Below are 22,879 nucleotides of genomic sequence, written 5' to 3' on the forward strand. Positions count from 1 at the left end.
ACGTGATCCGCGTCACTGGCCGGGGTCACTTCTCCAGAACGGCCTCCATGACCTTCTTGGCGATCGGTCCGGCGAGCCCGCCACCGGTGATGTTCTCGCGTTCGGCGTCCGAGTCTTCCACGATCACCGCGACGGCGACCGGTGATCCGTTGTCCGTCTTGGCGTACGAGATGAACCAGGCGTACGGGCGCTTGCTGTTGTTCTCGCCGTGCTGGGCGGTACCGGTCTTGCCGCCGACCTTGACGCCGTCGATCCGCGACCCCTTGCCGCTGCCGTTCTCGACGACGTTCTCCATCATCCTCTGAACGAGCTGGGCGTTCTTCTGCGAGAGGGGGCGGCTCATCTCCTGCGGATCGGTCTTCTTGATCACGTCGAGATTGGGTGCCTCAAGCTGGTCGATCATGTACGGCTTCATCAGCTTGCCGTCGTTGGCGATGGCCGCGGTGACCATGGCCATCTGGAGCGGGGTGGTCGCCGTGTTGAACTGGCCGATCGAGGAGAGCGAATTGCTGGAGCGGTCCATCTCCTTGTCGTAGACGGAGCCCGCCGCGCGGACCGGGATGTCCAGTTCCGTGTTGTTGAAACCGAACTTCTCGGCCGTCTCCACCATCTTGTCCCGGCCCACCTTGTCACCGAGCTGGGCGAAGACGGAGTTGCAGGAAATCTCCAGCGCCTTCTGAAGACTGACGTTCTCGCACCCGCTCACCAGGTTCTTCATCGGGGTGCGCGTATTGGGGAGCATGTACGGCTCGGGGGTGTCCGTGGGGGCCTCGATGTCGTCCACCGCGCCGTGCTCCAGGGCGGCGGCGGCGGTCAGCACCTTGAAGGTGGATCCGGGGGGGTACACCTCGCGCAGTGCCCGGTTGAGCATCGGCTTGTTCTTGTCCGCACCGAGCGACTTCCATGCCTTCTCGTCGGTGGCGCTGTAGCCGGCGAAGGAGGTCGGGTCGTACGACGGGGTGGAGGCGAGGGCCAGGATCTTGCCGGTCTTGGGCTCGATGGCCGCGACCGCGCCCTTGTTCTTGCCGAGGCCCTTGAAGGCGGCCTTCTGGGCGGCGCCGTTCAGGGTGGTGACGACATTGCCGCCCTTCTTCTTGTCGCCCGTGAACATCGCCATGGTGCGGTCGAAGAAGAGCTGGTCGGAGTTGCCCGTGAGGATGCCGTCCTCAAGCTTCTCGATCTGGTTGGCGCCGAACGCCTGGGACGCGTAGCCGGTCACCGGCGCCCACATGGGGCCGTCGAGATAGGTCCGCTTGAACGCGAAGTCGGTGTCGTCGGTCTCGACGGAGCCGGTGATGGGCTTGCCGTCGACGATGATGTTGCCGCGTTCGCCGGCGTACCGGTCGATCAGGATCCGGCGGTTCCGGTCGTTTTCGTTCAGCTCTTCGGCCTCGACGTACTGGAGCCAGTTGGTGCGCACCAGCAGGGCGAGGACGAGCAGTCCACAGAAGATCGCGATCCGGCGCAGGGGCTTGTTCACGGTCGGACCACCTGGGTCATCTCGGCGTCGGGGGAGGGGGCGGGCGCGGGTGCCGGGCGGCGCGCGGTGTCGCTGATACGGATCAGGATGGCGATCAGCGCCCAGTTGGCGATCACCGACGAGCCACCGGCCGCGACGAACGGCATCGTCATACCGGTCAGCGGGATCAGGCCCATCACGCCTCCCGCGACCACGAAGACCTGGATGGCGAAGGCGCCGGAGAGGCCGATCGCGAGGAGCTTGCCGAACGGGTCGCGGGCGGCGAGCGCCGTCCGTACCCCGCGCTCCACGATCAGGCCGTAGATCAGCAGGAACGCCATCATCCCGGCGAGACCGAACTCCTCGCCCACGGTGGAGAGGATGAAGTCGGAGTTGGCGGCGAAGCCGATCAGGTCGGAGTTGCCCTGGCCGAGACCGGTGCCCAGGGTGCCTCCGGCGCCGAAGGACATCAGCGCCTGGCCGATCTGCTCGCTCTGGATCCAGGTGTCGTCGGCGAACGGGTTGAGCCAGAACTCCACGCGTTGCTGCACATGGGGTTCGAAGGTGGCGACGCCGACCGCGCCGGCCGCGGACATCAGCAGGCCGAAGACGATCCAACTGGTCCGCTCGGTGGCCACGTACAGCATGATCACGAAGAGGCCGAAGAAGAGCAGCGAGGTGCCCAGGTCGGTCTCGAAGACCAGGATGAGGATGGACATCGCCCAGACCACGAGGATCGGTCCGAGGTCCCGGCCGCGCGGCAGGTACAGACCCATCACCCGGCGGCTGGCGAGCGCCAGCGCGTCCCGCTTCACCATCAGGTAGCCGGAGAAGAAGATCGCAATGATGATCTTCGCGAACTCGCCCGGCTGAAGGTTGATCGGGCCCAGGCTGATCCAGATCTTCGCGCCGTTACGGGCGGGGAAGAACATCGGCAGGGCCAGCAGGACCAGTGAAGCCGCCATCGAGATGTACGTGTAGCGCTGGAGGATCCGGTGATCCTTCAGCAGCAGCAGCACCGCGACGAAGAGCGCGATGCCGATCGCCGAGTACAGCAACTGCTTGGGCGCGTCCGGAGAGAACGTACCGAAGAGCCGCTCGGCGCGCTGGATCATCCGCGGTGACTGGTCGAGCCGCCAGATCAGGACGAGTCCGAGGCCGTTGAGCAGCACCGCCAGGGGCAGCAGCAGCGGGTCCGCGTACTTGGCGAACTTCCGCACCACCAGGTGGGCGACACCGGCGAGCAGGCCGAGCCCGAGCCCGTAGCCGAGGACTCCGGTGGGCACCTTCCCGTCGAGGGCGAGCCCCACATTGATGTACGCGAACACCGGGACGGCGACCGCGAAGGCGAGCATCATCAGCTCGGTGTTGCGGCGGCTCGGTGCTTCGATCGCGCCGATCGTGGTGGTGTTGGTGACAACGCTCATGCTGGAGAAGGCCCCCTACGGGTGATTACTGCTTTCCGCAGTTCGAGGCCAGCTTCTGCTCATCCTCCGAGAGGGTCGGGCCCGGAGTGGGAGAAGGAGCTGCGGACGGCTTTTTCGTGGTCTGGCTGGCGGGCTTGCCGGTGGTGCCACCGGCCTCGCCCTCGCCGGGCGGTGCGGCGATGGCACGCTCGGCGGCGTCGCGGCGCTGCTCTTCCTTCTTGCAGGCGGTGGCCTGCAGGGCGAGCTCGTCGACCTTCGCGCGCGCCTTGCCGATGCTGCTCTGGGTGATCGTGGACTCGACCTGCTTGCGCTGGTAGGGCGGCAGGTACTTGAGTTCGATCTCGGGGTGATCGCGCTCCACCTCGGAGAGCGAGACCCACGCCAGGTCCTGGCTGATGCCCTGGTAGAGCGCGATGTGGCCGCCCTTGGTGCCGACGTAGTACTGGGTCTGCGTCCAGCGGTAGCCGGCGTACAGACCGCCGCCGACGACCGCCAGGGCGAGCGCGATGAAGAACGACCGCCGCAGCCAGGCGCGGCCGGGGCGCGGTTTGTCGAAGTCGTCGGTGTCGGCGTACGCGCCGTACGCGCCCTCGGGCGGTTCGCCGTCGTACCCCCTGCCGTCGCCGCCACCGGGCGGGCCGAAGCCGGCGTTCTGCGGGGGTACGGGGCGGCCGAGACCGGCCGCGCGGCCGGCCGGGGTCTGCATCGCGCCGCCGTCGTTCAGCTGGAGCTGGTTCTCGGCGACCGCGCCGACGACGACCGGGATGTCACTGAGCTGCCCGGACATGGTGTCGTTGGCGTCGGTGTCCAGGACATCGGCGACGATGCAGGTGATGTTGTCGGGACCGCCGCCGCGCAGGGCGAGCTGGATCAGGTTCTGGATCGTCTCCTGCGGGCCCTGATAGCTGGCGAGGGTCTCCTCCATCGTCTGGTGGGAGACCACGCCGGACAGTCCGTCGGAGCAGATCAGATACCGGTCGCCGGCGCGGACCTCACGGATCGAGAGATCGGGCTCGACGTGGTCACCACTGCCCAGCGCGCGCATCAGCAGGGAGCGCTGCGGGTGGGTGGTGGCCTCTTCCTCGGTGATCCGGCCCTCGTCCACCAGCCGCTGCACCCAGGTGTGGTCCTGGGTGATCTGGGTCAGCAGACCGTCCCGGAGCAGATAGGCGCGGGAGTCGCCGACATGGACCAGACCGAGTCGCTGGCCCGTCCACAGCAGGGCGGTGAGCGTGGTGCCCATGCCCTCCAGCTGCGGGTCCTCCTCGACCATCAGCCGGAGCTGGTCGTTGGCGCGCTGCACCGCGGTGCCGAGCGAGGTGAGGAGGTCCGAGCCGGGGACGTCGTCGTCGAGCGGCACGAGGGTGGAGATGACCTCCGACGAGGCGACCTCGCCCGCGGCCTGACCGCCCATGCCGTCGGCGATGGCGAGCAGCCGGGGGCCGGCGTAACCGGAGTCCTCGTTGCCCTCCCGGATCATGCCCTTGTGCGATCCGGCGGCGAAACGCAGAGAAAGACTCATGCGCACCTCGCCCGTCGGATCGGGGTACAGCCGGTCTCGAGCCACACTGCCCACCCTCCGGTCGGGAGCCCGTCCCGGTCCGCTGTCGGGACCGCTGCGGCTCGCTCGCTCCGCTCGCGCGCTGTCATTGTCCTACTACTTCCGCAGCTCGATGACGGTCTTGCCGATGCGGATCGGCGCGCCCAGCGGAATCGGTGTCGGGGTGGTGAGCCGGGTCCGGTCCAGATAGGTGCCGTTGGTGGACCCGAGATCCTCGACGATCCACTGACCGTCACGGTCCGGATAGATCCTGGCATGTCGGCTGGACGCGTAGTCGTCGTCCAGCACGATGGTGGAGTCGTGCGCCCGGCCCAGGGTGATGGTCTGCCCCTGGAGCGCCACCGTGGTGCCGGTGAGGGTCCCCTCGGAGACCACCAGCTTGGTGGGTGCCCCACGCCGCTGGCGGCTGTTCGACTGCTGTCGCTGCGGCGGTGGAGCCGCGCTCTGGTTCTGGTTCTGACGCGTCTGTTGCGGACGCGTGTCGGTATTGCGGCGTGAGCCGCGCTGTGTGACACGTGTGCCGAACAGATCGCTGCGGATGACCTGGACGGCCACGATCACGAACAGCCACAGAACGGCTAGGAAACCCAGCCGCATGACCGTCAGGGTCAGCTCTGACATTGCCCCCGCTTCACCCTTCGGCTTGCCGGTAAACGATGGTGGTGCTGCCCACGACGATCCGCGAGCCGTCGCGGAGCGTAGCGCGGGTGGTGTGCTGCCCGTCCACCACGATGCCGTTGGTGGACCCGAGATCCTGGATCGTCGAGGGCGTTCCGGTCCGGATCTCACAGTGCCGGCGCGATACGCCGGGGTCGTCGATCCGCACATCGGCTTCGGTGCTGCGGCCCAGCACCAGCGTCGCGCGGGAGATCTGATGGCGGGTGCCGTTGATCTCGATCCAGCGCCGCACCTGGGTGCTCGGCAGCGGTCCCGGCCCGCCAGCGGGGGGCCGGTCGCCCACGGGCGCCAGGTTCGGCCGGCCGCCCGGAGGCGGCGAGGCGGGCATGGGAGGTGCTCCGGCGGGGCCGTCGCCGACCGCGCGGGGCGGGTAGCCGTAGCCACCGCCGGCCGGCGGGGCGGCGGGGCCGGGTGGCGGGGTCGCCGGTCCGGGATCGCCCGGCGACTGTGACGTACTCGACGCGAGAGTGCGGCTGCGCACCCGGTACAGACCGGTGTCGAGGTCGTCGGCCTTCTCCAGATGGACCTTGATGGGGCCCATGAAGGTGTAGCGCTGCTGCTTGGCGTAGTCGCGCACCAGACCGGCCAGCTCGTCGCCGAGCTGTCCGGAGTAGGGGCTGAGCCGCTCGAAGTCGGGCGCGCTCAACTCCACGATGAAGTCATTGGGGACGACGGTCCGCTCGCGGTTCCAGATCGTCGCGTTGTTGTCGCACTCGCGCTGGAGGGCGCCGGCGATCTCGACGGGCTGGACCTCGGACTTGAACACCTTGGCGAAGGTGCCGTTGACCAGACCTTCGAGGCGCTGCTCGAAACGCTTCATGACTCCCATCGGGCACCTCCTCCGTCGTTGCCGCCCTCATACTGCTTACTGATCGTATCCACGCGTCGGGAAATCGGCTGGTTCCCCTTGTCTGCCCCGTCGATGAGTGTCACCTCTCACACGGATCGTAGAGGCGGCCTCATGACAGTGTCCCGCACCCAGGGGGCGTCGCGGAGGCGCGGGGGGCGGGCGGCCCCTGCCGGTTCGCTGTCCACCCTTCCGTTTCCGGGCCGCCGGCGCGTCGGTGTGCGCGCCGTTTCCGTGTCGTGTCCGGTGGTGCGCCGGGTGCCCGGGGTGTCGGCGGCCGGTCTCCTGGTCGGTCCGGTGGGCGGTTTCCGGCTCTCCTTCGGCGTCTGTTCCCGAGGTGGCGGTGCCAAACAATCGGATGTGAATCCACCCTGGGCAGCGTGCTAATCTTCTCGATGTCGCCAGGCAGACGCACCACACCGGTGGGAAACCGAACGACAGCACCCAATGCGCGGGTGGCGGAATAGGCAGACGCGCTGGATTCAGGTTCCAGTGCCCGAAAGGGCGTGGGGGTTCAACTCCCCCCTCGCGCACAGAGAAACCGTGAGACGGGTCTCGACCAGGACGAAAGTTCTGGCGGGGCCCGTCTCTCGTTGTGTTCCGCGGGTGCTCGGGCTCAGGTCGGGGGTGTTGGCGGGCTGTTTCCGGGGCGCTCGGGTCGGTGGCCGGGAGTGCTCACCGTATGGGGCGGCCCGCTCACCGTGCGGCGGGGAGAGGGTCGAAGGACGACCTTCGTCGCTGTCGCTCGGGACGAAAGTCGGCCGTGAACGCCCGGGACGGCTGCCTAGTCTGCTGATGTGAACGTGTCATCGAGGATCTGGGCCGGGCTGCGCACGGGCTGGGCGTGGCTGGTGGCGCCCCAGCCGTCGGCGCCGGGCTCCATCACCGTCCTGCGGCGCGGGATGGCGGTCGAACTGGTGCTCGCGCTGGTCATGGCCCTGGTGGCGGCCGGGATCGAGCAACTGGCGGGGGTGCAGGGGCTACTGCTGCTCGCGGTGGCGGCCGGAGCGGCGCTGCTGTCGCTGCTGCGCCGGCGCCTGCCCGTACCCGCCCTGATCGCCACGGCCGGGCTGTCGGCGCTGCTGGCCGGCTTCGTACCGCTGCTGATGCTCGTGGGCTGGTCGGCGGGGCGCAGGATCCTGGGTGTCGGGCGGGCGCTGACCGCCTTCGGTGTCGCCTATGTCCTCTTCGCCGTGCTCAGTCTGCTGAGCACCTGGTCGATGTTCTCCTGGTCGAAGCAGGCGGTGTTGCTGGCCCTGCTGATCACTCTGTCCTTTCTGGCGACCGCCGTCGTGCCGGGTCTGGTCAGCCGGTACTGGAGCCAGCGGCGGACCCTGCTGCACGCGCTCCAGGAGCGCAATACGCAGTTGCTGTGGGAGCGGCAGATGGTCGCGGGGCAGGCGCGGCTGCTGGAGCGGCAGCGGATCGCCCAGGACATGCACGACAGCCTCGGGCACCAGTTGGCGCTGATCTCGGTGCACACCGGGGCCCTGGAGGTGGACCCGGAGCTGACCGCGCGGCAGCGGGAGGGGGTCGGTGTGCTGCGGAACGCCTCCGTGACCGCGATGCACGAGCTGCGGGAGGTCGTCGGGATCCTCCGCGACGGGGTCGAGGCGCCGGCCGGACAGGTCGACGAGGCGGGTCGTGCCGTGCGGGGCGCGGCGGGGATCGAGGAGCTGGTGGCGTCCGCGCGGGCGGCGGGAAACACCGTGGCCCTGCGGCGTGCGGGCGACCCGAGACCGCTCGCTGCGGCGGCCGACCACGCCGCGTACCGGATCGCGCAGGAGGCCCTGACCAACGCGTACAAGCACGCGCCCGGGGCATCGATCGAGGTGGAGCTGCGGTACGAGCCGGACTCGTTCGTCGTCGAGATCGTCAGCGGGCCGGCGTCCGGGGGCGCTGGTGATGCGGTCAGCGGCGGACGCGGACTCACCGGCCTGCGGGAGCGGGCGCGTCTCGTCGGCGGGATGGTGCACGCCGGACCGGTCGACGGCGGGGGATTCCGGGTCGCCGGGGTGCTTCCGTACGGAGGGGGCGATGCCGCTCGGTTCGTGCCGGTGGGCGATGCCGCTCGGTTCGTGCCGGTGGATGACGCCTTCCCGCACCGGACCGCGACGGGCGGCCCCGGTGACGGTGCCGCGCCCATGGACTGGAGCGTCGTCAGGGCCCGTGAGCCGTTGATGGGCGAACTGGACGTGAATGGCCGCAGAGGGAGGGTCAGCGGGTTCGGGCTGGGCTGCGGAGTGGCCGTGGCCGCTGGGCTGATACTGCTGGTGGCGGTCGCCGTCGGGGTTTTCTTCCTGTGGGGCTCGATGGAGAAGAGCATGATCGACCCCGCTGAGTACGAGAAGGCGCGGATCGGGGCGGCGGAGAAGGAGATACGCGACCGGCTGCCGAGCGGGGACACCTTCGCGACCTCCGGGCTGGGCGACAAGGGGCCGAAGGAGCCGGCCGGCTCCGACTGTCTGGTGCTGATGTCGTCCGAGTTCGGGGACGGTGTCACTGCCGAACCGGTGTTCCGGTTCTGCTTCAAGGACGGCAGGCTGATCGAGAAGAAGGCGTACGACGCCAACCGCTAGGCGCCGGGCCGGTTCGGATCGTACGGATCGGATCGGATCGTACGGATTGGTCGCGGGCGGTTCTCCGTAGATCTCTGCGGGTCTCTGCGGGTCTCTGCGGTTCGATCCGGCAGGGCTTCGGCGGCGCTTTGGCAGGGCTTCGGCGGGGTTTCGGCAGGATGAGAGCTCGGCCGGTGAGCGGCCGTTGGCTATGAGGTGAGTGCGAGGGTGGATATGACCGGGGCGCCGATTCGGGTGGTCATCGCCGACGACGAGCCGCTGATCAGGGCCGGTATCCGGATGATCCTGACCTCGGACCGGGAGATCGAGGTCGTCGCTGAGGCGTCGAACGGGCGGGAAGCGATCGAACTCGTCCGGGCGCACAGAGCCGATGTGGTGCTGCTCGACATCCAGATGCCGGTGATGGACGGGCTGACCGCGATGGCGGAGCTGCGCCGTGTCGTGCCGGCGGCGCGGGTCATCGTTCTCACCACCTTCGGCGAACGGGAGAACGTCCTGCGGGCCCTGGAGTCCGGTGGCGCCGGGTTCCTGCTGAAGGACACCGCGCCCGCGGAGCTGATCGGAGCGGTACGGGCGGCTGCGGCCGGGGACGCGTACCTCTCCCCCGGGGCGACCCGGCATGTGGTGGATCAGTTCGCCTCCGGGCGGGCCGCGGCACGCGGCGAGGCGGCGCGGACGCGGGTGGCCGGGCTGAGTGGGCGGGAGTGCGAGGTGCTGTCACTGCTCGGGGAGGGGCTCTCCAACGCGGAGGCGGGGCGGCGGCTGCATATGAGCGAGGCCACCGTGAAGACCTATGTGAGTCGGATCCTGGCCAAGCTGGGGTGTGAGAACCGGGTCCAGGCGGCGCTGCTGGCCCGAGATGCGGGGCTTGGGGCCTGAAAGGGGCGGGGGCGGGGTCTGCGGGGTGCCTGGGTATGCGGGGTGGGCGGGTATGCGGGGTGGGCGGGTATGCGGGGTGGGCGGGTTTCGGCTTGGCTGGGTGGTGGGCTGGCCGGGTGCTGGGCTGACTGGTGGGTGGTTGGGCTGGTTGCTGGGAGGGCTGTTTCACGTGAAACGTCGGGCGGTGGCGGTGGCGGTGGCGGTGGCGGTGGCGGGTCCGGTGGCGGGTCCGGTCTCCTTGGCGGCGGGAGGGTGACGGAGTTGTCCACAGGGAGAGACCTCAAGCGGTTGGCGCGCTCTCCGGCCGCGCGCGCTCGGCGGTCTTCGTGCGTGGCAGCGGGTGTTTGTGGGCGCCGGCGGCGTCTGTCCACAGGGGGAGACGGCTGTCGGGGAGCGGCGGTACGGTCGGGGGCGAGCGATGCTGAACGTGTGTACGACAGTGGGGGAGGCGGCGCGCCATGGGCGGGTCCGAGACGATGAAGCCAGTGGGACTGACCGAGGCCGGTGCGGCGGGAGCCGGAGGTGCGGCCGGGAGCGGCGGGCGTATTCCGGTGGTACCGGGCTTCGCCCGGCGGGTGGTCGCGGAGGCGGGTGCACGGTCGCCGAAGCAGGAGGGGAAGGCGCTGCGGGACCGGGTGCCGCGCTCGTCCCACGACTCCCTGGTGCTGGCGGTGGACCGGCCGGGTGCGGTCGAGGCGGTCGAGGAGTCCAGCCTGGGCCGGGTGCCCGAGCTGACGCCGATCCGGGTGGGCAGGATGGCCGCGTCGCCGTTCTCCTTCCTGCGGGGTGCTGCCGGTCTGATGGCCCAGGACCTGGTGGGCACTCCGGTCACCGGGGTGGCCGCACAGATCTGCGGCGACGCCCACGCGGCGAATTTCGGTCTCTACGGTGATGTCCGCGGCCGTCTCGTCATCGATCTGAACGACTTCGACGAAACCGTCGTCGGCCCCTGGGAGTGGGACGTCAAGCGGCTCGCGGTCTCGCTGGTGCTGGCCGGCCGGGTGGCGGGCGCGGACGAGACGGTCTGTGGCGCGGCGGCCTTCGACGCCGTGGGTGCCTACCGGCGCACCATGCGGCTGCTGGCGAAGCTGCCCGCGCTGGACGCGTGGAACGCCATCCCGGACGAAGAGCTGGTCTCCCACACGGACGCGCGCGATCTGCTCGGCACCCTGGAGCGGGTCCAGGAGAAGGCCCGTAACAACACCAGCGCCCGGTTCGCGGCCAAGGCGACCGAGGCGGTGACCGACGCCGTCGGTGAGCGGCGCCGCTTCGTGGACGCTGCGCCCGTGCTGCGACGGGTGCCCGACGCGGAGGCCGCGGCGGTCGCCGCCGGGCTGGAGCAGTATCTGGAGACGGTCTCGGAGGACCGGCTGCCGCTGCTGGCGCGCTATGAGATCCACGATGTGGCGTTCCGGGTGGTCGGCACGGGAAGCGTTGGCACTCGCTCGTATGTGGTGCTGCTGCTGGACCACCGGGGCGATCCGCTGGTGCTCCAGGTGAAGGAGGCGCGTGCGTCGGCGCTGCTGCCGCATCTGGCCGCGGCCGGGTTCGAGGCGCCGGAGCCGGTGCACGAGGGGCGCCGGGTGATCTGCGGGCAGAAGCGGATGCAGGTGGTCAGCGACATCCTGCTCGGCTGGACGACGGTCGACGGACGGCCCTTCCAGGTACGGCAGTTCAGGAATCGCAAGGGCAGTGTGGATCCGGCGGCCCTGACTCCCGACCAGCTCGACGACTACGGACGGATGACCGGTGCGCTGCTCGCGCGGGCCCACGCCCACAGCGCCGATCCCCGCCTGCTCGCCGGATACTGCGGCAAGAGCGAGGAGCTGGATGAGGCGGTGGCCCGCTTCGCCACGCTGTACGCGGACCGCACGGAAGAGGACCACGCGGAGCTGCTGACGGCGATCAAGAGCGGTCGAATAGCCGCCGAACTGGGGGTATGACACGGCTGGCGGCCCGCCATCGGGCCGGGTGCGTGACATCCGGGCGCGGAGCGCGCTTAGGCTGGGCGGGTGACCCAGGATGCGCCCGGGGGGCCGACGACCCGGAACGACGAAGAGCAGGACGAGCGGACCCGGCCGGAGGCCCGGCTGGCCACCGCGGTGAGCGCGGCCGAGCAGGCGTTGATCGAGTTCGAGATCGCGCTGGAGACGTTCCGGGTGGAGATGGAGAACTTCTCCCGGCTGCACCACCAGCGGCTCGGCCCGATGTACACCCGGCTGGACGAGCTGGACGCGCAGATCGCCGAGGCCAAGGCGGCCCGCACCGGCGATCCGGAGGATCTGCGCAAGGCCCAGGAGGCCCGGGCCATCGTGATGCCGATGCCCGGTGTCGAGGAGCTGTTCCACGGCTGGATGGACGCCGATGGACTCTCCCCCGAGGCCGCTGCGATGCTCAACGACCAGGCGGTGCAGACGCCGAAGCGGGTGCGGCCGAGCGAGGAGGCCCGCAAGCTCTACCGGGAGCTGGCCCGCAAGGCCCACCCTGACCTGGCCCAGGACGAGACGGAGCGGGCGCGGCGCGAGGAGTTCATCACCCGGGTGAACGCCGCGTACGCGCTCGGCGATGCCACGGTGCTGCGGGAGCTGCTCGACGAGTGGGCCGCGGGGCCCGCCCCGGCCGAGTACCGGCTCAGCGAGAGCGAGGAGCTGTACGCCCGGCTGGAGTGGCTCTCGCAGCGCAAGGAGCTGCTGGCCGCGGTCGCCAAGGAGCTGGAGGAGAGCGCGATCGGCTCGATGCTCCGGATGGCTCCCGACGATCCGGATCGGCTGCTGGAGGAGATCGCCGAGCAGTTGCTCACCCAGGTCGCCGAGCGGGAGAGCGAGCTTGCCGGGCTCGTGGAGTAGGTTTTTGGGCGGCTGCCGCCCTGCCGGCCGTCAGGACAGCTCCGCGTGGAGCCCCTGTCATAGACGAGAGAAGGCTTACCCATGAATATCGCCCCGCTGCCCTCGGTGGATGTCGCGGCGGTGCCGGCCGACGGTCTGGTGCTCGATGTCCGGGAGGCCGATGAGTGGGCGGCCGGGCATGTCGAGGGTGCGCTGCATGTGCCGATGAGCGACTTCGTGGCCCGGTTCGGCGAGGTGACCGAGGCGGTGGCGGACGGGCGCCGGGCCTATGTGATGTGCCGGGTGGGCGGCCGGTCCGCCCAGGTCACCCAGTATCTGGTGCGGCAGGGGATCGACGCGGTGAACATCGACGGCGGGATGCTGGCCTGGGACGGTGCCGGCCGGCCGATGGTCGCCGACCACGCCGGTCCGGCCTCGGTCATCTGAGAGCCGTCCGCCGCGGCACTCGTCGCCCAGGGCCGGTGTCAGCCGAGGGGGTGGGCGGCCAGTAGGTCGCCGAGGGCCTCCTCGTGGGCGGCGGCGGGGCCGAGGGAGAGCTCCAGCTGTTTGGCCCAGGCGTGATAGCGGTGCAGCGCGTAATCCGTGTCAGCGCCGAAACCACCGTGCAGATGCTGGGCGGTCTGGACCGTCCGGCGGACGCCGTCCGCCGCCCAGATCTTCGCCACGGCGATATCGGCGGCCACCGGTAGCGGTCCACCGACCCCGGCGCTCCCCCGCGCGGGCGTCAGCCGCCAGGCGGCCTGCCAGAGGGTCGCCTCCATCGCGCGCAGATCGATATAGCGGTCGGCGGTCTGCACGGCGACCGCCTGGAAGGTCGCCACCGGGAAGCCGAACTGTTCCCGCTTCCCCGTGTACTCGCTGGTCATCGCGAGCACCTTCTCGCCCAGACCGAGTGCGAGCGCGCAGGTGCCGGTGGTCAGGAGCCGGTGCAGCCACTCCCAGGCGCCTTCGGTGTCGATGAGGCGGTGGCCGTCGATCCGCACGGCGTCCAGGCTCACTTCGGCGAAGCGTTCGCCACTGGTGGAGATCTGCTCGGCGTGGGAGACGCCCTCCTGGTCGCGGGGGACCAGCGCCAGGACGGCGCGGCCCTCACCCAGATGGGCGGGCACGGCGATCAGGTCCGCCGAGTGGGCCCATGGCACCGCCGTCTGCACCCCGTCGAGCACCCAGGCACCGTGTTCGGCGTCCGGGCGGGCGACGACGGCCAGCTCGGCGGGGTCATGTCCGGTGCGGCCATGGGCTCCGACGGTGAGCATCAGCTCTCCCCGGCCGACCCGGGGGAGGATCTCGTCGCGCAGTTCGGGGGCGCCGTAGCGCTCCACGGCCATGGCGACCGCGCTCGTCTCCAAGAGGGGTACCCGGGCGAGCACCTTCGCGGACTCGCGCAGCACCAGGCAGAGCGCGAGGGCGTCGAGCCCCGCCCCGCCGTACTCCGGGGACAGCACCAGACTCAGCAGATCGGCTTCGGCGAGCGCGGCCCACAGCGGCCGGTCGAACTCGTCGGCGACCGCGCCCGGGGTGAGCGCGGGGCTCGGCACTCCGTCGGGTGTGACCCGCGAGAAGACCGCCTTCGCCGCCTCGACGGCCGCCTGCTGCTCCTCGGTGAAGGTGAAGTCCACTGTCCTGGCCTCCCACGCGCCGCTGCCATGGCGTATCTGACGGGTCGTCAAGATAAGCCACGCGCGTGGAAATGAACACAGCGCGGAGTCATGGGCGCGATCGGGAAGGGTGGGCCCGGAGTGCGTGGCGGACGGATCGGAGTGCGTGGCTCCGGGGCGTGGCTCGTGGGGTGGGGTCTGTGGGGTGGGTGGAGCAGTGGCGTATGGGTGTGGCGCGTGGTGCGGGGGCTCAGCGGTCGAAGTCCAGCTCCACCTCGGTCGTCGCGGGACGGGACTGACAGGCCAGTACATAGCCCGCTTCGGTCTCCTCCGGCTCCAGCGCGAAATTCCGCTCCATCCGCACCTCGCCCGAGACCAGGAACGCCCGGCAGGTGCCGCAGACCCCGCCCTTGCAGGCGTACGGAGCGTCCGCGCGGGCCCGCAACACCGTCTCCAGCAGGGATTCCCCGTCCCGGACGGGCCAGCTTCCGGAACGGCCGTCGAGCGTGGCCGTGAGCGCGGCGTGCGACGGTGCCGTGGCCGGGGCGGTGACCGTGGTCGAGCCGTCGTCCACATGGAAGATCTCCTGGTGGATGCGGCTCCGGTCCACGCCCAGGCCGCGCAGCGCCGTCTCGGCCGCCCTCACCAGCCCGAAGGGCCCGCACAGGAACCAGCCGTCCACCTCCGCCACGGAGAGCAGGGCCGGCAGCAGGCCGGTCAGCCGCTCCCGGTCCAGCCGCCCCGACGGCAGGCCCGACTGCTGTTCCTCCCGGGAGAGCACGGTGACGAGCTGGAAGCGGTCCGGGAAACGGTCCTTGAGGTCCGCGACGTCGTCCAGGAACATCGTGGACGCCACCGTGCGGTCGCTGCGTATCAGGCAGAAACGGGCCTTCGGCTCCCGCTCCAGCAGCGTGGTCACCATCGACAGCACCGGGGTGATTCCGCTGCCGCCCACGATCGCCGCGAAGTACCCCTGGCGGGGATCGAGATGGAAACGGCCCATCGGGGGCATCACCTCGACCGTGTCGCCGACGGCCAACTCCTTGAGAGCGAAGGTCGAGAATTCGCCGCCGTCCACCAGACGGATCCCCACCCGCAGTACCGGATCCACGCCGGGTGGGGAGGCCGGCGCGCAGATTGAGTACGTACGGCGGATCTCTTCGCCACCCACCAGCCGGCGCAGGGCGAGGTGCTGGCCGGGGGTGTGCCGGAACGCGTCCCGCAGCTCGGGCGGCACGGCCAGGGTGATGGCGACCGAGTCGTCCGTGAGCTCATCGACCCGGCTGACCCGGAGCGGATGGAACATCTACAACTCCTTGAAGTGGTCGAAGGGTTCACGGCAGTCGACACAGCGCCGCAGCGCCTTGCAGGCGGTGGACGAGAAGCGGCTCAGCAGCTCGGTCTCGGTGGATCCGCAGTGCGGGCAGCGCACGGAGAGCGTCAGCGGTACCGGTCCGCCGCCCGCGCCGCGGTCCGGTGCGCCGGCGAGGTGCGGCCGGGGCGGGGCGATGCCGAACTCGGCGAGCTTGCGCCGACCCTCGGCGCTGATGTCATCCGTCGACCAGGCCGGGGAGAGGACGGTGACGACCGAGACATCCGGGATGCCGTGGTCGTGCAGCACCTGCTCGATGTCCGCGCTCATCGCGCCTATCGCCGGGCAGCCGGTGTAGGTCGGGGTCAGCTCCACCTCGACCCTGCCCGGACCCAGGATCTGCACACCGCGCAGCACTCCCAACTCCGCCAGCGTCAGCACCGGGAGCTCCGGATCGGGCACCGATCCCGCCAGGCCGCGCAGCTCCGCCTCCAGCCGTGTGTCGGTCACCATGACGCCCCCGGGTGGCTGCGGTGAAGATGCTGCATCTCGGCCAGCATCCGGCCGAAGGACTCGGTGTGCACTCCCTGCCGGCCCGCCCCGGCCGACCAGGCGCCCGACCGAGGGCCGTCCGGCACCGTCAGCGTCGCCCGCTCCAGGACGGAGGTCACCGACTCCAGCCAGGCCGCTTCGAGCGACGTGGTGTCCACCGCACCGGCTGCGCCCTCTGCGCCTGTCAGGGGCTGGAAGATCTCACCGGTGAACTTCCACAAGGCCCGGCACGCCCGGTCCATCCGCTCATGGCTCTCGGCTGTGCCGTCCCCGAGGCGCAGGGTCCACTGCTCGGCATGGTCCTGGTGGTAGGCGACCTCCTTGACCGCCTTCGCCGCGAGGGGGGCGAACTCGCTCTCCCCGGCCGCCAACTGCTCGTACAGCAAACGCTGGTAGACGGAGAAGTAGAGCTGGCGGGCGATGGTGTGGGCGAAGTCGCCGTTGGGCTGTTCGACGAGCTGGAGATTGCGGAAGGCGCGCTCCTCCCGCAGATACGCCAACTCGTCCTCGTCACCGACGAGGGAGTACAGCACGCGGGCCTGGCCCAGCAGATCCAGGGCGATGTTGGCGAGCGCGACCTCCTCCTCCAGCACGGGCGCGTGGCCGGCCCACTCCCCCAGCCGGTGCGAGAGCACCAGCGCGTCGTCGCCGAGAGCGAGGGCCGCGGCGGTCGCCGTCGTGGTCACAGGTGCTTCACCCCGTCCGGGATCTCGTAGAACGTCGGGTGGCGGTAGGGCTTGTCGGCCGACGGCTCGAAGAACGGGTCCTTCTCGTCCGGCGACGACGCGGTGATCGCGGTGGAGGGGACCACCCAGAGGGAGACGCCCTCACCGCGCCGGGTGTAGAGGTCGCGGGCGTTGCGCAGGGCCATCTCCGCGTCCGGGGCGTGCAGGCTGCCCGCGTGGGTGTGCGAGAGACCGCGGCGGGAGCGCACGAAGACCTCCCACAGCGGCCAGTCCGTCGAACCGCTCATGCCGTCGCCTCCTGGGGCTCGGTGCGCCCGGCCGTCGGCCCCGGGACCTGATGCTTCTCGGCGTAGGCCGCGGCGCCCGCGCGGACCCAGGCGCCCTCCTCGTGTGCCCGGCGGCGCTGGGTGAGCCGCTCTTCGTTGCACGGGCCGTTTCCCTTGAGGACTTCCTGGAACTCGGTCCAGTCGATCGCGCCGAAGTCATGACGGCCGCGCTCCTCGTCCCACCGGATGTCGGGGTCCGGGAGGGTCAGGCCCAGCGCTTCGGCCTGGGGGACGCAGATGTCCACGAAGCGGCGGCGCAGCTCGTCGTTGGAGTGGCGCTTGATCTTCCAGGCCATGGACTGCGCCGAGTGGGACGATTCGTCGTCGGGAGGACCGAACATCATCAGCGATGGCCACCACCAGCGGTCGACCGCGTCCTGCGCCATCTCGTGCTGGGCGGGGGTGCCCCGGGAGAGCGCGAGCAGGAGTTCGTACCCCTGGCGCTGGTGGAAGGACTCCTCCTTGCAGATCCGGACCATCGCGCGGGCGTACGGTCCGTAGGAGCAGCGGCAGAGCGGGACCTGGTTGGTGATCGCGGCGCCGTCCACCAGCCAGCCGATCGCGCCGACATCGGCCCAGGTCAGCGTCGGGTAGTTGAATATCGAGGAGTACCGCTGACGGCCGGCGTGGAGCTTGTCGAGCAGCTCTTCGCGGCTGGTGCCGAGAGTCTCGGCGGCGCTGTACAGATAGAGGCCGTGTCCCGCCTCGTCCTGCACCTTCGCCATCAGGATCGCCTTGCGGCGCAGCGAGGGGGCCCGGGTGATCCAGTTGGCCTCGGGCTGCATACCGATGATCTCGGAGTGGGCGTGCTGCGCCATTTGGCGGACCAGGGTCGCCCGGTAGGCGTCCGGCATCCAGTCACGGGGCTCGATACGCTCGTCCGCCGCCACCGTGGCGTCGAACACCGCCTCGTACGCTTCCGCCGTCTTCACGGTCATTGCCGTCATCCGGGCCCCCTACCGACCGATCGTTCGGTTCATGGACTTCAATGGTGGGTCGGCGGCCCTTAGGGTGTCAACCCTGTGGATAACCGAGGTGTACCGGCGGGGGATCGGGGCGGGATGGACTCCTACGAGGGTGGGGACGTCGAAGAGGCCGGTGGGACGATCCCGGCACAGCCGTCCGGACCCGCCACCGAATCCACCCCCGACCTCTCTGAGCAGCGCAAACGACCCCCCGGACGGTTGAATCCGGAACCAGATTCGGCAGGGCGGCCCGCTCCGGAACCCGCGTCGGCGCGGTGGCCGGCACTCGGATCGGCACGGAATCCGGGGGTGGAACCGGAACCGGATCCCCGGGGGAACGAGCGGTCTCCTCGAACCGAGAGCGAGCCGGTAGAGCCGGAAGCGCTGGGTGAGCCGAAAGAGCTGGATGGGTCAGCTGAGCCGGGTGCGTCGGGTGAGGTCGGCGGGCCCGGTGCGGCCGATGGGGTGGAAGAGCAGCCCGATGAGGTCGCGCGGGGCGGGCCCCCGATCCCACGGGGCGGGCGCGGCATCATGGCGCTCTCGCGCCCGTACCAGGCGGTCCTCGCCGCCGCCCTCGCCCTCGTGTCCGCCGTCGCCGCCGTCCACGTGGGCATGGTCTTTCTGCATGTCGCCCCCTCCAACACCATGAGCAAGCAGTACGGCAAGGCGGTCGACGCCTGGGTCTACCCCGAGTTCGAGCAGAACTGGAAGCTGTTCGCCCCCAATCCGCTTCAGCAGAACGTCGCCGTGGAGGTGAAGGCCGACCTCAGAACCCTGGACGGCGGCCGCGCGACCACCGACTGGATCAATCTGACCGCCAAGGACGGCGAGGCGATACGCGGCAACCTCTTCCCCAGCCACACCAACCAGAACGAACTGCGCCGGGGCTGGGACTTCTACGTCAACTCGCACGACGACAAGAACCGTTCCTCGGGCCCGCGCGGACAGCTCTCCGAGAGGTACATCCGGCGCATCGTGATGCTCCGGCTCAACACGTACGACCTCGGCGGCACGGTCGAGCGCATCCAGCTCAGGTCGTCGACCCGTCTGATCGCGCCACCGCCCTGGAGCGATGAGAAGGCCGACACCCGCCCCGCCCGTCGCGTCCTGCCGTGGTGGACGGTGACCCCCGCTGATCTGCCCGCCGGTGTCGACAACGGCCGCATGGAACGCACGGGAGCGGGCGAGTGAAGAACACCTTCGGTGACAAGGTCGCCGACGCCTTCCAACGGATCACCGCGACGGCCCTGGGCCCGCACCAGACCGCCGTCGTCAGGATCGGTTTCGCCGCGAGCTGGCTGTTCTTCCTGCTGCGCGAGATCCCGCACCGCCATGAGATGTACGGTCCCGGGGGGCCGTGGGGCTGGGACATGGCGCGTCAACTCATCTCGGGCAATGACGCCTTCACCACCCTCATGTGGTCCGAGAACGGCGCCTGGTTCGAGATCGTCTACGTCGTCGCCGTACTGTCCAGCGCCCTGTTGATGGTCGGCTGGCGGACCCGCACCATGTCCGTGCTCTTCATGGTGGGGGTGCTGTCACTCCAGAACCGCTCCATCTTCATGGGCGACGGCGGTGACAACGTCATCCATCTGATGGCGATCTATCTGGTCGTCACCCGCTGTGGACAGGTCTGGTCCCTCGACGCCAGACGGGCCGCACGGGAGCGGGCACGGGCGACGGCCGGTCAGGACGACGAGACGTACGAGGCGTACGACGCGGTGCCGGAGCCCGCGCGCGACACGGTCGGCCCCGTGCTCTGGGCCGTCCTGGGGCTCGTCCTCTTCATCGGCACCTTCCTGAACCAGACCGGTTGGCTCATCCTGCTCCTGCTCTGGGCGGTCTGGCTGGGGCAGGCGGTGTGGTGGGCGCTGAACCGCTACGCGCCGGAGTCCGAGCCGCGCGTCCTGCTGGACGCCCTCGCCAACGTCCTCCACAACGCCGGACTCCTGGTGATCATGGCGGAGGTCTGTCTGATCTACGCCACCGCGGGCTGGTACAAGATCCAGGGTTCGCGCTGGCAGGACGGCACGGCGCTCTACTATCCGCTCCATCTGGACTACTTCACGCCCTGGCCGGCCCTCTCCGATCTGCTGGCGTCCGGCGGTGTGATGGTGATGGTGCTGACGTACGGCACGGTCATCGTGCAGGTCGCCTTCCCGTTCACGCTCTTCAACCGGCGGGTCAAGAACGTCCTGCTCGTGATCATGATCCTGGAGCACGCGGGCATCGCCCTGCTGCTCGGACTGCCGTTCTTCTCGCTCGCGATGATCGCGGCCGATGCGGTCTTCCTGCCCACCGCGTTCCTGGTCTGGCTCGGTGCCACGACGGGGCGGGGCGGGCGACGGCTGTTCTCACGGGGGCGGGGAACCACCGACGGAGCCGAAGAACCGGCCCCGGACGGAGCGGCCCCGGAAGGATCGGCCGCGGACGAGCCGGCCGGAGCAGGGGCGCGGGCGGGGGCGTCACCGGATACGGGCGGGGTGCGCACCGCACCGTAGCCTGATGTGATGAGTGACGATGACGCCTCGGCGGCGGTGGCGCGCTGGCGTGAGACCGCGCCCGATGCTGTGCTGCTCGACGGCTTCCACGCGCTGAAACACGCGCTCCGGTTCAACGCGGACGTGCGGCTCGCGGTCAGCAGCGACCGGGCGGCCGTGCTGGCGCTCGCGGCCGACCTCGCCGACGACGTGACCGACCGGATCGGGGAACTCGTCACCGAGGTGCCCCTGGAGACCCTGCGGGAGCTGGTCCCGAGGATCCACCCCACCCGGGTGGCCGCTCTCGCGACGCGGCGCGGCCGTGGCGCCAATGTGGGGACCCTGGCGGAGCTGCCCAGACGGGCCCCGGTCGTCGTGCTGGACAACCCGCGCAACCTCGGAAACGTCGGAGCCGTCGTACGTCTGGCCGCCGGATTCGGCGCCACCGGTGTGATCACCACCGGCGACACCGATCCCTGGCATCCGAATGTGCTCCGGGCGGGCGCCGGCCTCCACTTCGCGACCGCCGTCGAACGGCTGCCGCCCGATGACTTCCCCCCGGGGCCGCTGTATGTCCTGGACCCGGAGGGCGACGACATCAGGACGGTCACCATCCCCGACGACGCGCTGCTGGTGTTCGGCTCCGAACGCCACGGGGTCTCACCGGAACTCCGGAGCCGGGCGACCAGACTGCTGGCCCTTCCCATGCGCCCCCAGGTGTCCAGCTACAACCTCGCCACGAGCGTCGCCATGGCGCTCTTCCACTGGGGAGGACCCGCGGGCACCCAGGACCCGACACCCCGGCCCGTAGGCGCGTAAGGGCTGTAGGCCCGGGGCCCCGGGGGGGCGGGCTCCCCGGCCGCTGTGGGGCGCCGCCGTGGCACCGCTCGTCCGGTCTGCGGGCCCGGGGGCTCGGGGGCTCGGGGGTCACGGCTCGCGCCCCGGACGAGCGGTGGCTCCGGTCACGCCTGGCGGCGCACCTCCACGACCCGGAAGCGGTTGGCGACGAAGGCGCCGTCGCACAGGGCGGCGTTCGCCGCGGGGTTGCCGCCCGAGCCGTGGAAATCGGAGAACGCCGCAGTCTGGTTGACGTACACCCCGCCAGTCAGATTCAGCGAGAGCTGCGCCGACTCGTCCAGGCAGATCTCCTCGATCGCGCGCTCGGTCTCCTCCGATGTGGTGTACGCGCCGACGGTCATCGCGCCCTTGTCGCGGATCGTGCGCCGCAGCAGCTCCAGGGCGTCCGCCGTCGAGTCGACGGCGACCGCGAACGACACCGGTCCGAAGCACTCGGCCAGATACGCCGCCTCAGCGTCGGGCTTGGTGCCGTCGAGCTTGACGATCACGGGGGTGCGGACCACGGCGTCGGGGAAGTCCGGGTGGGTGATCTCCCGGGTGGCCAGGGCCACTTCACCCAGCTCGGACGCGCCCTCAAGGCGCTCCTTCACCCCCGGGTTGACCAGGGCGCCCAGCACGGCATTGGCCCGCGCGTCATCGCCGAGCAGGCCGCTCACCGACGCCGCGAGGTCGGTCACCACCGTGTCGTACGACTTGGGTCCGTCGTCCGTCTCGATGCCGTCCCGGGGGATCAGCAGATTCTGCGGGGTGGTGCACATCTGGCCGCTGTACAGGGAGAGCGAGAACGCCAGATTGGAGAGCATCCCCCGGTAGTCGTCGGTGGAGTCCACGACGACCGTGTTGACCCCCGCCTTCTCGGTGTAGACCTGCGCCTGGCGGGCGTTGAACTCCAGCCAATCGCCAAAGGCGGTGGAGCCCGTGTAGTCGATGACCTTGATCTCGGGGCGCACCGCCAGGGTCTTGGCGATGCCCTCACCGGGGCGCTCGGCGGCCAGGCAGACCAGATTCGGGTCGAAGCCGGCCTCCGTGAGCACCTCGCGGGCCACGCGCACCGTGAGCGCCAGCGGCAGCACCGCCCGGGGGTGCGGTTTGACCAGCACCGGATTGCCGGTGGCCAGGGACGCGAACAGGCCGGGGTAGCCGTTCCACGTGGGGAAGGTGTTGCAGCCGATCAGTAGGGAGATGCCGCGACCGGCCGGGGTGAAGCTCTTCCGCAGATCCAGTGGGGGGCGCTTGCCCTGGGGCTTGGACCAGTCGGCGTCGGTGGGGGTGCGGGTCTGCTCGGTGTACGCGTACGCCACGGCTTCCAGGCCGCGGTCCTGGGCATGGGGCCCACCCGCCTGGAACGCCATCATGAACGCCTGGCCGCTGGTGTGCATCACCGCGTGCGCGAACTCATGGGTGCGGGCACTGATGCGGGAGAGGATCTCCACACAGACCAGGGCCCGCAGCTCGGGTCCGGCCGCGCGCCAGGCGGGCATCGCCGCGCGCATCGCGGGCAGCAGGACATCCACATCCGGATGCGGATACTCGATGCGCAACTCCGGTCCGTACGGCGAGGTCTCGGCGCCCGTCCAGCCGTCGGTGCCGGGCTGGTCGAGGTCGAATCGGGTGCCGTGGAGTGCCTCGAAGGCCGCGAGTCCCTCGGTCGGCGCGCTCTCGCCGTACGCCTTGGGGTGCTCGGGGTGCGGGGACCAGTAGGCGCGGGTGCGGATCGCTTCGATGGCCTGGTCGAGCGTCGGCCGGTGGCTCTCGGTCAACCGGGTCTCGGTGAGCTGCATGAGGGACCAACTCCTCGTCGAGCTGGGCAGGAATGGGCGGACAGA

Annotated in this window: 20 protein-coding genes and 1 tRNA gene; 9 read left to right on the forward strand and 12 right to left on the reverse strand. The window is 70.3% G+C overall.

Annotation, left to right across the window (positions count from 1 at the left end):
* Positions 1-25: 25 nt before the first annotated feature.
* From ACH4S7_RS12970 to ACH4S7_RS12990, 5 genes are all read right to left on the reverse strand, one after another.
* Complete coding sequence (locus ACH4S7_RS12970) at positions 26-1,480, reverse strand: peptidoglycan D,D-transpeptidase FtsI family protein (protein WP_398521178.1); 1,455 nt, start codon at positions 1,478-1,480, stop codon at positions 26-28.
* Positions 1,477-2,886: an FtsW/RodA/SpoVE family cell cycle protein gene (locus ACH4S7_RS12975; RefSeq protein ID WP_398521179.1), complete on the reverse strand. Its 1,410-nt coding sequence runs from the start codon at positions 2,884-2,886 to the stop codon at positions 1,477-1,479. The genes ACH4S7_RS12970 and ACH4S7_RS12975 overlap by 4 nt, the downstream gene beginning before the upstream one ends.
* Before the next feature lie 25 nt (positions 2,887-2,911).
* Positions 2,912-4,408 carry a PP2C family protein-serine/threonine phosphatase gene (locus ACH4S7_RS12980; RefSeq protein ID WP_398521180.1) on the reverse strand — a complete coding sequence of 499 codons (1,497 nt, stop codon included), beginning with the start codon at positions 4,406-4,408 and terminating at the stop codon, positions 2,912-2,914.
* Between the two features lie 135 nt (positions 4,409-4,543).
* Positions 4,544-5,068, reverse strand: coding sequence for an FHA domain-containing protein (locus ACH4S7_RS12985; RefSeq protein WP_398521181.1), 525 nt, complete (start codon positions 5,066-5,068; stop codon positions 4,544-4,546).
* A 10-nt stretch (positions 5,069-5,078) separates the two neighbouring features.
* Positions 5,079-5,954 (reverse strand): FhaA domain-containing protein, encoded by an 876-nt coding sequence (locus tag ACH4S7_RS12990; protein ID WP_398521182.1) that lies wholly within the window; start codon positions 5,952-5,954, stop codon positions 5,079-5,081.
* Between the two features lie 467 nt (positions 5,955-6,421).
* On the opposite strand from ACH4S7_RS12990, the gene ACH4S7_RS12995 reads away from it, so the two are divergent.
* The 6 genes from ACH4S7_RS12995 to ACH4S7_RS13020 all read left to right on the forward strand — a co-directional run bounded on the left by ACH4S7_RS12995 (position 6,422) and on the right by ACH4S7_RS13020 (position 12,702).
* Positions 6,422-6,505, forward strand: a tRNA-Leu gene (locus ACH4S7_RS12995).
* A 369-nt stretch (positions 6,506-6,874) separates the two neighbouring features.
* On the forward strand, positions 6,875-8,551 hold the full coding sequence (locus ACH4S7_RS13000) for a histidine kinase (RefSeq protein WP_398521375.1): 1,677 nt from the start codon (positions 6,875-6,877) through the stop codon (positions 8,549-8,551).
* A gap of 213 nt (positions 8,552-8,764) precedes the next feature.
* Positions 8,765-9,430: a response regulator gene (locus tag ACH4S7_RS13005; protein ID WP_398521183.1), complete on the forward strand. Its 666-nt coding sequence runs from the start codon at positions 8,765-8,767 to the stop codon at positions 9,428-9,430.
* Between the two features lie 458 nt (positions 9,431-9,888).
* Positions 9,889-11,373, forward strand: a complete 1,485-nt coding sequence (locus tag ACH4S7_RS13010) for a DUF2252 domain-containing protein (protein ID WP_398521184.1) — start codon at positions 9,889-9,891, stop codon at positions 11,371-11,373.
* A 69-nt stretch (positions 11,374-11,442) separates the two neighbouring features.
* Complete coding sequence (locus ACH4S7_RS13015) at positions 11,443-12,276, forward strand: J domain-containing protein (RefSeq protein ID WP_398521185.1); 834 nt, start codon at positions 11,443-11,445, stop codon at positions 12,274-12,276.
* 81 nt (positions 12,277-12,357) lie between these two features.
* The gene (locus ACH4S7_RS13020) at positions 12,358-12,702 is read left to right on the forward strand and encodes a rhodanese-like domain-containing protein (protein WP_398521186.1); all 345 of its coding nucleotides are present in this window, start codon (positions 12,358-12,360) and stop codon (positions 12,700-12,702) included.
* Positions 12,703-12,740: 38 nt separating this feature from the next.
* Here the strand turns inward: ACH4S7_RS13020 and ACH4S7_RS13025 are convergent, their stop codons facing one another.
* From ACH4S7_RS13025 to paaA, 6 genes are all read right to left on the reverse strand, one after another.
* A complete protein-coding gene (locus ACH4S7_RS13025; protein WP_398521376.1) occupies positions 12,741-13,895 on the reverse strand; it encodes an acyl-CoA dehydrogenase family protein in 1,155 nt (384 codons plus the stop codon).
* A 229-nt stretch (positions 13,896-14,124) separates the two neighbouring features.
* Entirely contained in the window at positions 14,125-15,180 is a 1,056-nt protein-coding gene (locus ACH4S7_RS13030; protein ID WP_398521187.1) for a 2Fe-2S iron-sulfur cluster-binding protein, read from the reverse strand.
* On the reverse strand, positions 15,181-15,699 hold the full coding sequence (paaD, locus tag ACH4S7_RS13035) for a 1,2-phenylacetyl-CoA epoxidase subunit PaaD (protein ID WP_398521188.1): 519 nt from the start codon (positions 15,697-15,699) through the stop codon (positions 15,181-15,183).
* On the reverse strand, positions 15,693-16,424 hold the full coding sequence (gene paaC / locus ACH4S7_RS13040; protein ID WP_398521189.1) for a 1,2-phenylacetyl-CoA epoxidase subunit PaaC: 732 nt from the start codon (positions 16,422-16,424) through the stop codon (positions 15,693-15,695). The genes paaD and paaC overlap by 7 nt, the downstream gene beginning before the upstream one ends.
* Positions 16,421-16,711, reverse strand: a complete 291-nt coding sequence (gene paaB / locus ACH4S7_RS13045; RefSeq protein WP_398521190.1) for a 1,2-phenylacetyl-CoA epoxidase subunit PaaB — start codon at positions 16,709-16,711, stop codon at positions 16,421-16,423. Before paaB ends, paaC begins: the two co-directional genes overlap by 4 nt.
* Positions 16,708-17,688 (reverse strand): 1,2-phenylacetyl-CoA epoxidase subunit PaaA, encoded by a 981-nt coding sequence (gene paaA, locus ACH4S7_RS13050; RefSeq protein WP_398521377.1) that lies wholly within the window; start codon positions 17,686-17,688, stop codon positions 16,708-16,710. The genes paaB and paaA overlap by 4 nt, the downstream gene beginning before the upstream one ends.
* A gap of 558 nt (positions 17,689-18,246) precedes the next feature.
* On the opposite strand from paaA, the gene ACH4S7_RS13055 reads away from it, so the two are divergent.
* From ACH4S7_RS13055 to ACH4S7_RS13065, 3 genes are read left to right on the forward strand one after another with little or no spacing between them, the layout of a single operon-like run.
* Entirely contained in the window at positions 18,247-18,906 is a 660-nt protein-coding gene (locus ACH4S7_RS13055) for a DUF5819 family protein (RefSeq protein WP_398521191.1), read from the forward strand.
* Positions 18,903-20,216, forward strand: a complete 1,314-nt coding sequence (locus tag ACH4S7_RS13060) for an HTTM domain-containing protein (RefSeq protein ID WP_398521192.1) — start codon at positions 18,903-18,905, stop codon at positions 20,214-20,216. Before ACH4S7_RS13055 ends, ACH4S7_RS13060 begins: the two co-directional genes overlap by 4 nt.
* A 9-nt stretch (positions 20,217-20,225) precedes the next feature.
* The gene (locus tag ACH4S7_RS13065; protein ID WP_398521193.1) at positions 20,226-21,014 is read left to right on the forward strand and encodes a TrmH family RNA methyltransferase; all 789 of its coding nucleotides are present in this window, start codon (positions 20,226-20,228) and stop codon (positions 21,012-21,014) included.
* A 143-nt stretch (positions 21,015-21,157) separates the two neighbouring features.
* On the opposite strand, the gene paaN is transcribed toward ACH4S7_RS13065, so the two are convergent.
* Complete coding sequence (paaN, locus tag ACH4S7_RS13070) at positions 21,158-22,834, reverse strand: phenylacetic acid degradation protein PaaN (RefSeq protein ID WP_398521194.1); 1,677 nt, start codon at positions 22,832-22,834, stop codon at positions 21,158-21,160.
* Positions 22,835-22,879 lie beyond the last annotated feature (45 nt).

Origin of the sequence: Streptomyces sp. NPDC020965 (assembly GCF_044333555.1) — a bacterium.
Taxonomy (GTDB): domain Bacteria; phylum Actinomycetota; class Actinomycetes; order Streptomycetales; family Streptomycetaceae; genus Streptomyces.

Bases quoted from the DNA above. Each gene is read 5' to 3' on its own strand.
- paaN (WP_398521194.1), bottom strand. From the start codon at position 22,834: ATGCAGCTCACCGAGACCCGGTTGACCGAGAGCCACCGGCCGACGCTC.
- ACH4S7_RS13000 (WP_398521375.1), top strand. From the start codon at position 6,875: ATGGCGGTCGAACTGGTGCTCGCGCTGGTCATGGCCCTGGTGGCGGCC.
- ACH4S7_RS12990 (WP_398521182.1), bottom strand. From the start codon at position 5,954: ATGGGAGTCATGAAGCGTTTCGAGCAGCGCCTCGAAGGTCTGGTCAAC.
- paaB (WP_398521190.1), bottom strand. From the start codon at position 16,711: ATGAGCGGTTCGACGGACTGGCCGCTGTGGGAGGTCTTCGTGCGCTCC.
- paaD (WP_398521188.1), bottom strand. From the start codon at position 15,699: ATGGTGACCGACACACGGCTGGAGGCGGAGCTGCGCGGCCTGGCGGGA.
- ACH4S7_RS13010 (WP_398521184.1), top strand. From the start codon at position 9,889: ATGGGCGGGTCCGAGACGATGAAGCCAGTGGGACTGACCGAGGCCGGT.
- ACH4S7_RS13030 (WP_398521187.1), bottom strand. From the start codon at position 15,180: ATGTTCCATCCGCTCCGGGTCAGCCGGGTCGATGAGCTCACGGACGAC.
- ACH4S7_RS12975 (WP_398521179.1), bottom strand. From the start codon at position 2,886: ATGAGCGTTGTCACCAACACCACCACGATCGGCGCGATCGAAGCACCG.
- ACH4S7_RS13055 (WP_398521191.1), top strand. From the start codon at position 18,247: ATGGCGCTCTCGCGCCCGTACCAGGCGGTCCTCGCCGCCGCCCTCGCC.
- ACH4S7_RS13020 (WP_398521186.1), top strand. From the start codon at position 12,358: ATGAATATCGCCCCGCTGCCCTCGGTGGATGTCGCGGCGGTGCCGGCC.
- ACH4S7_RS13065 (WP_398521193.1), top strand. From the start codon at position 20,226: ATGAGTGACGATGACGCCTCGGCGGCGGTGGCGCGCTGGCGTGAGACC.
- ACH4S7_RS12980 (WP_398521180.1), bottom strand. From the start codon at position 4,408: ATGAGTCTTTCTCTGCGTTTCGCCGCCGGATCGCACAAGGGCATGATC.
- ACH4S7_RS12985 (WP_398521181.1), bottom strand. From the start codon at position 5,068: ATGTCAGAGCTGACCCTGACGGTCATGCGGCTGGGTTTCCTAGCCGTT.
- ACH4S7_RS13005 (WP_398521183.1), top strand. From the start codon at position 8,765: ATGACCGGGGCGCCGATTCGGGTGGTCATCGCCGACGACGAGCCGCTG.
- paaA (WP_398521377.1), bottom strand. From the start codon at position 17,688: ATGACCGTGAAGACGGCGGAAGCGTACGAGGCGGTGTTCGACGCCACG.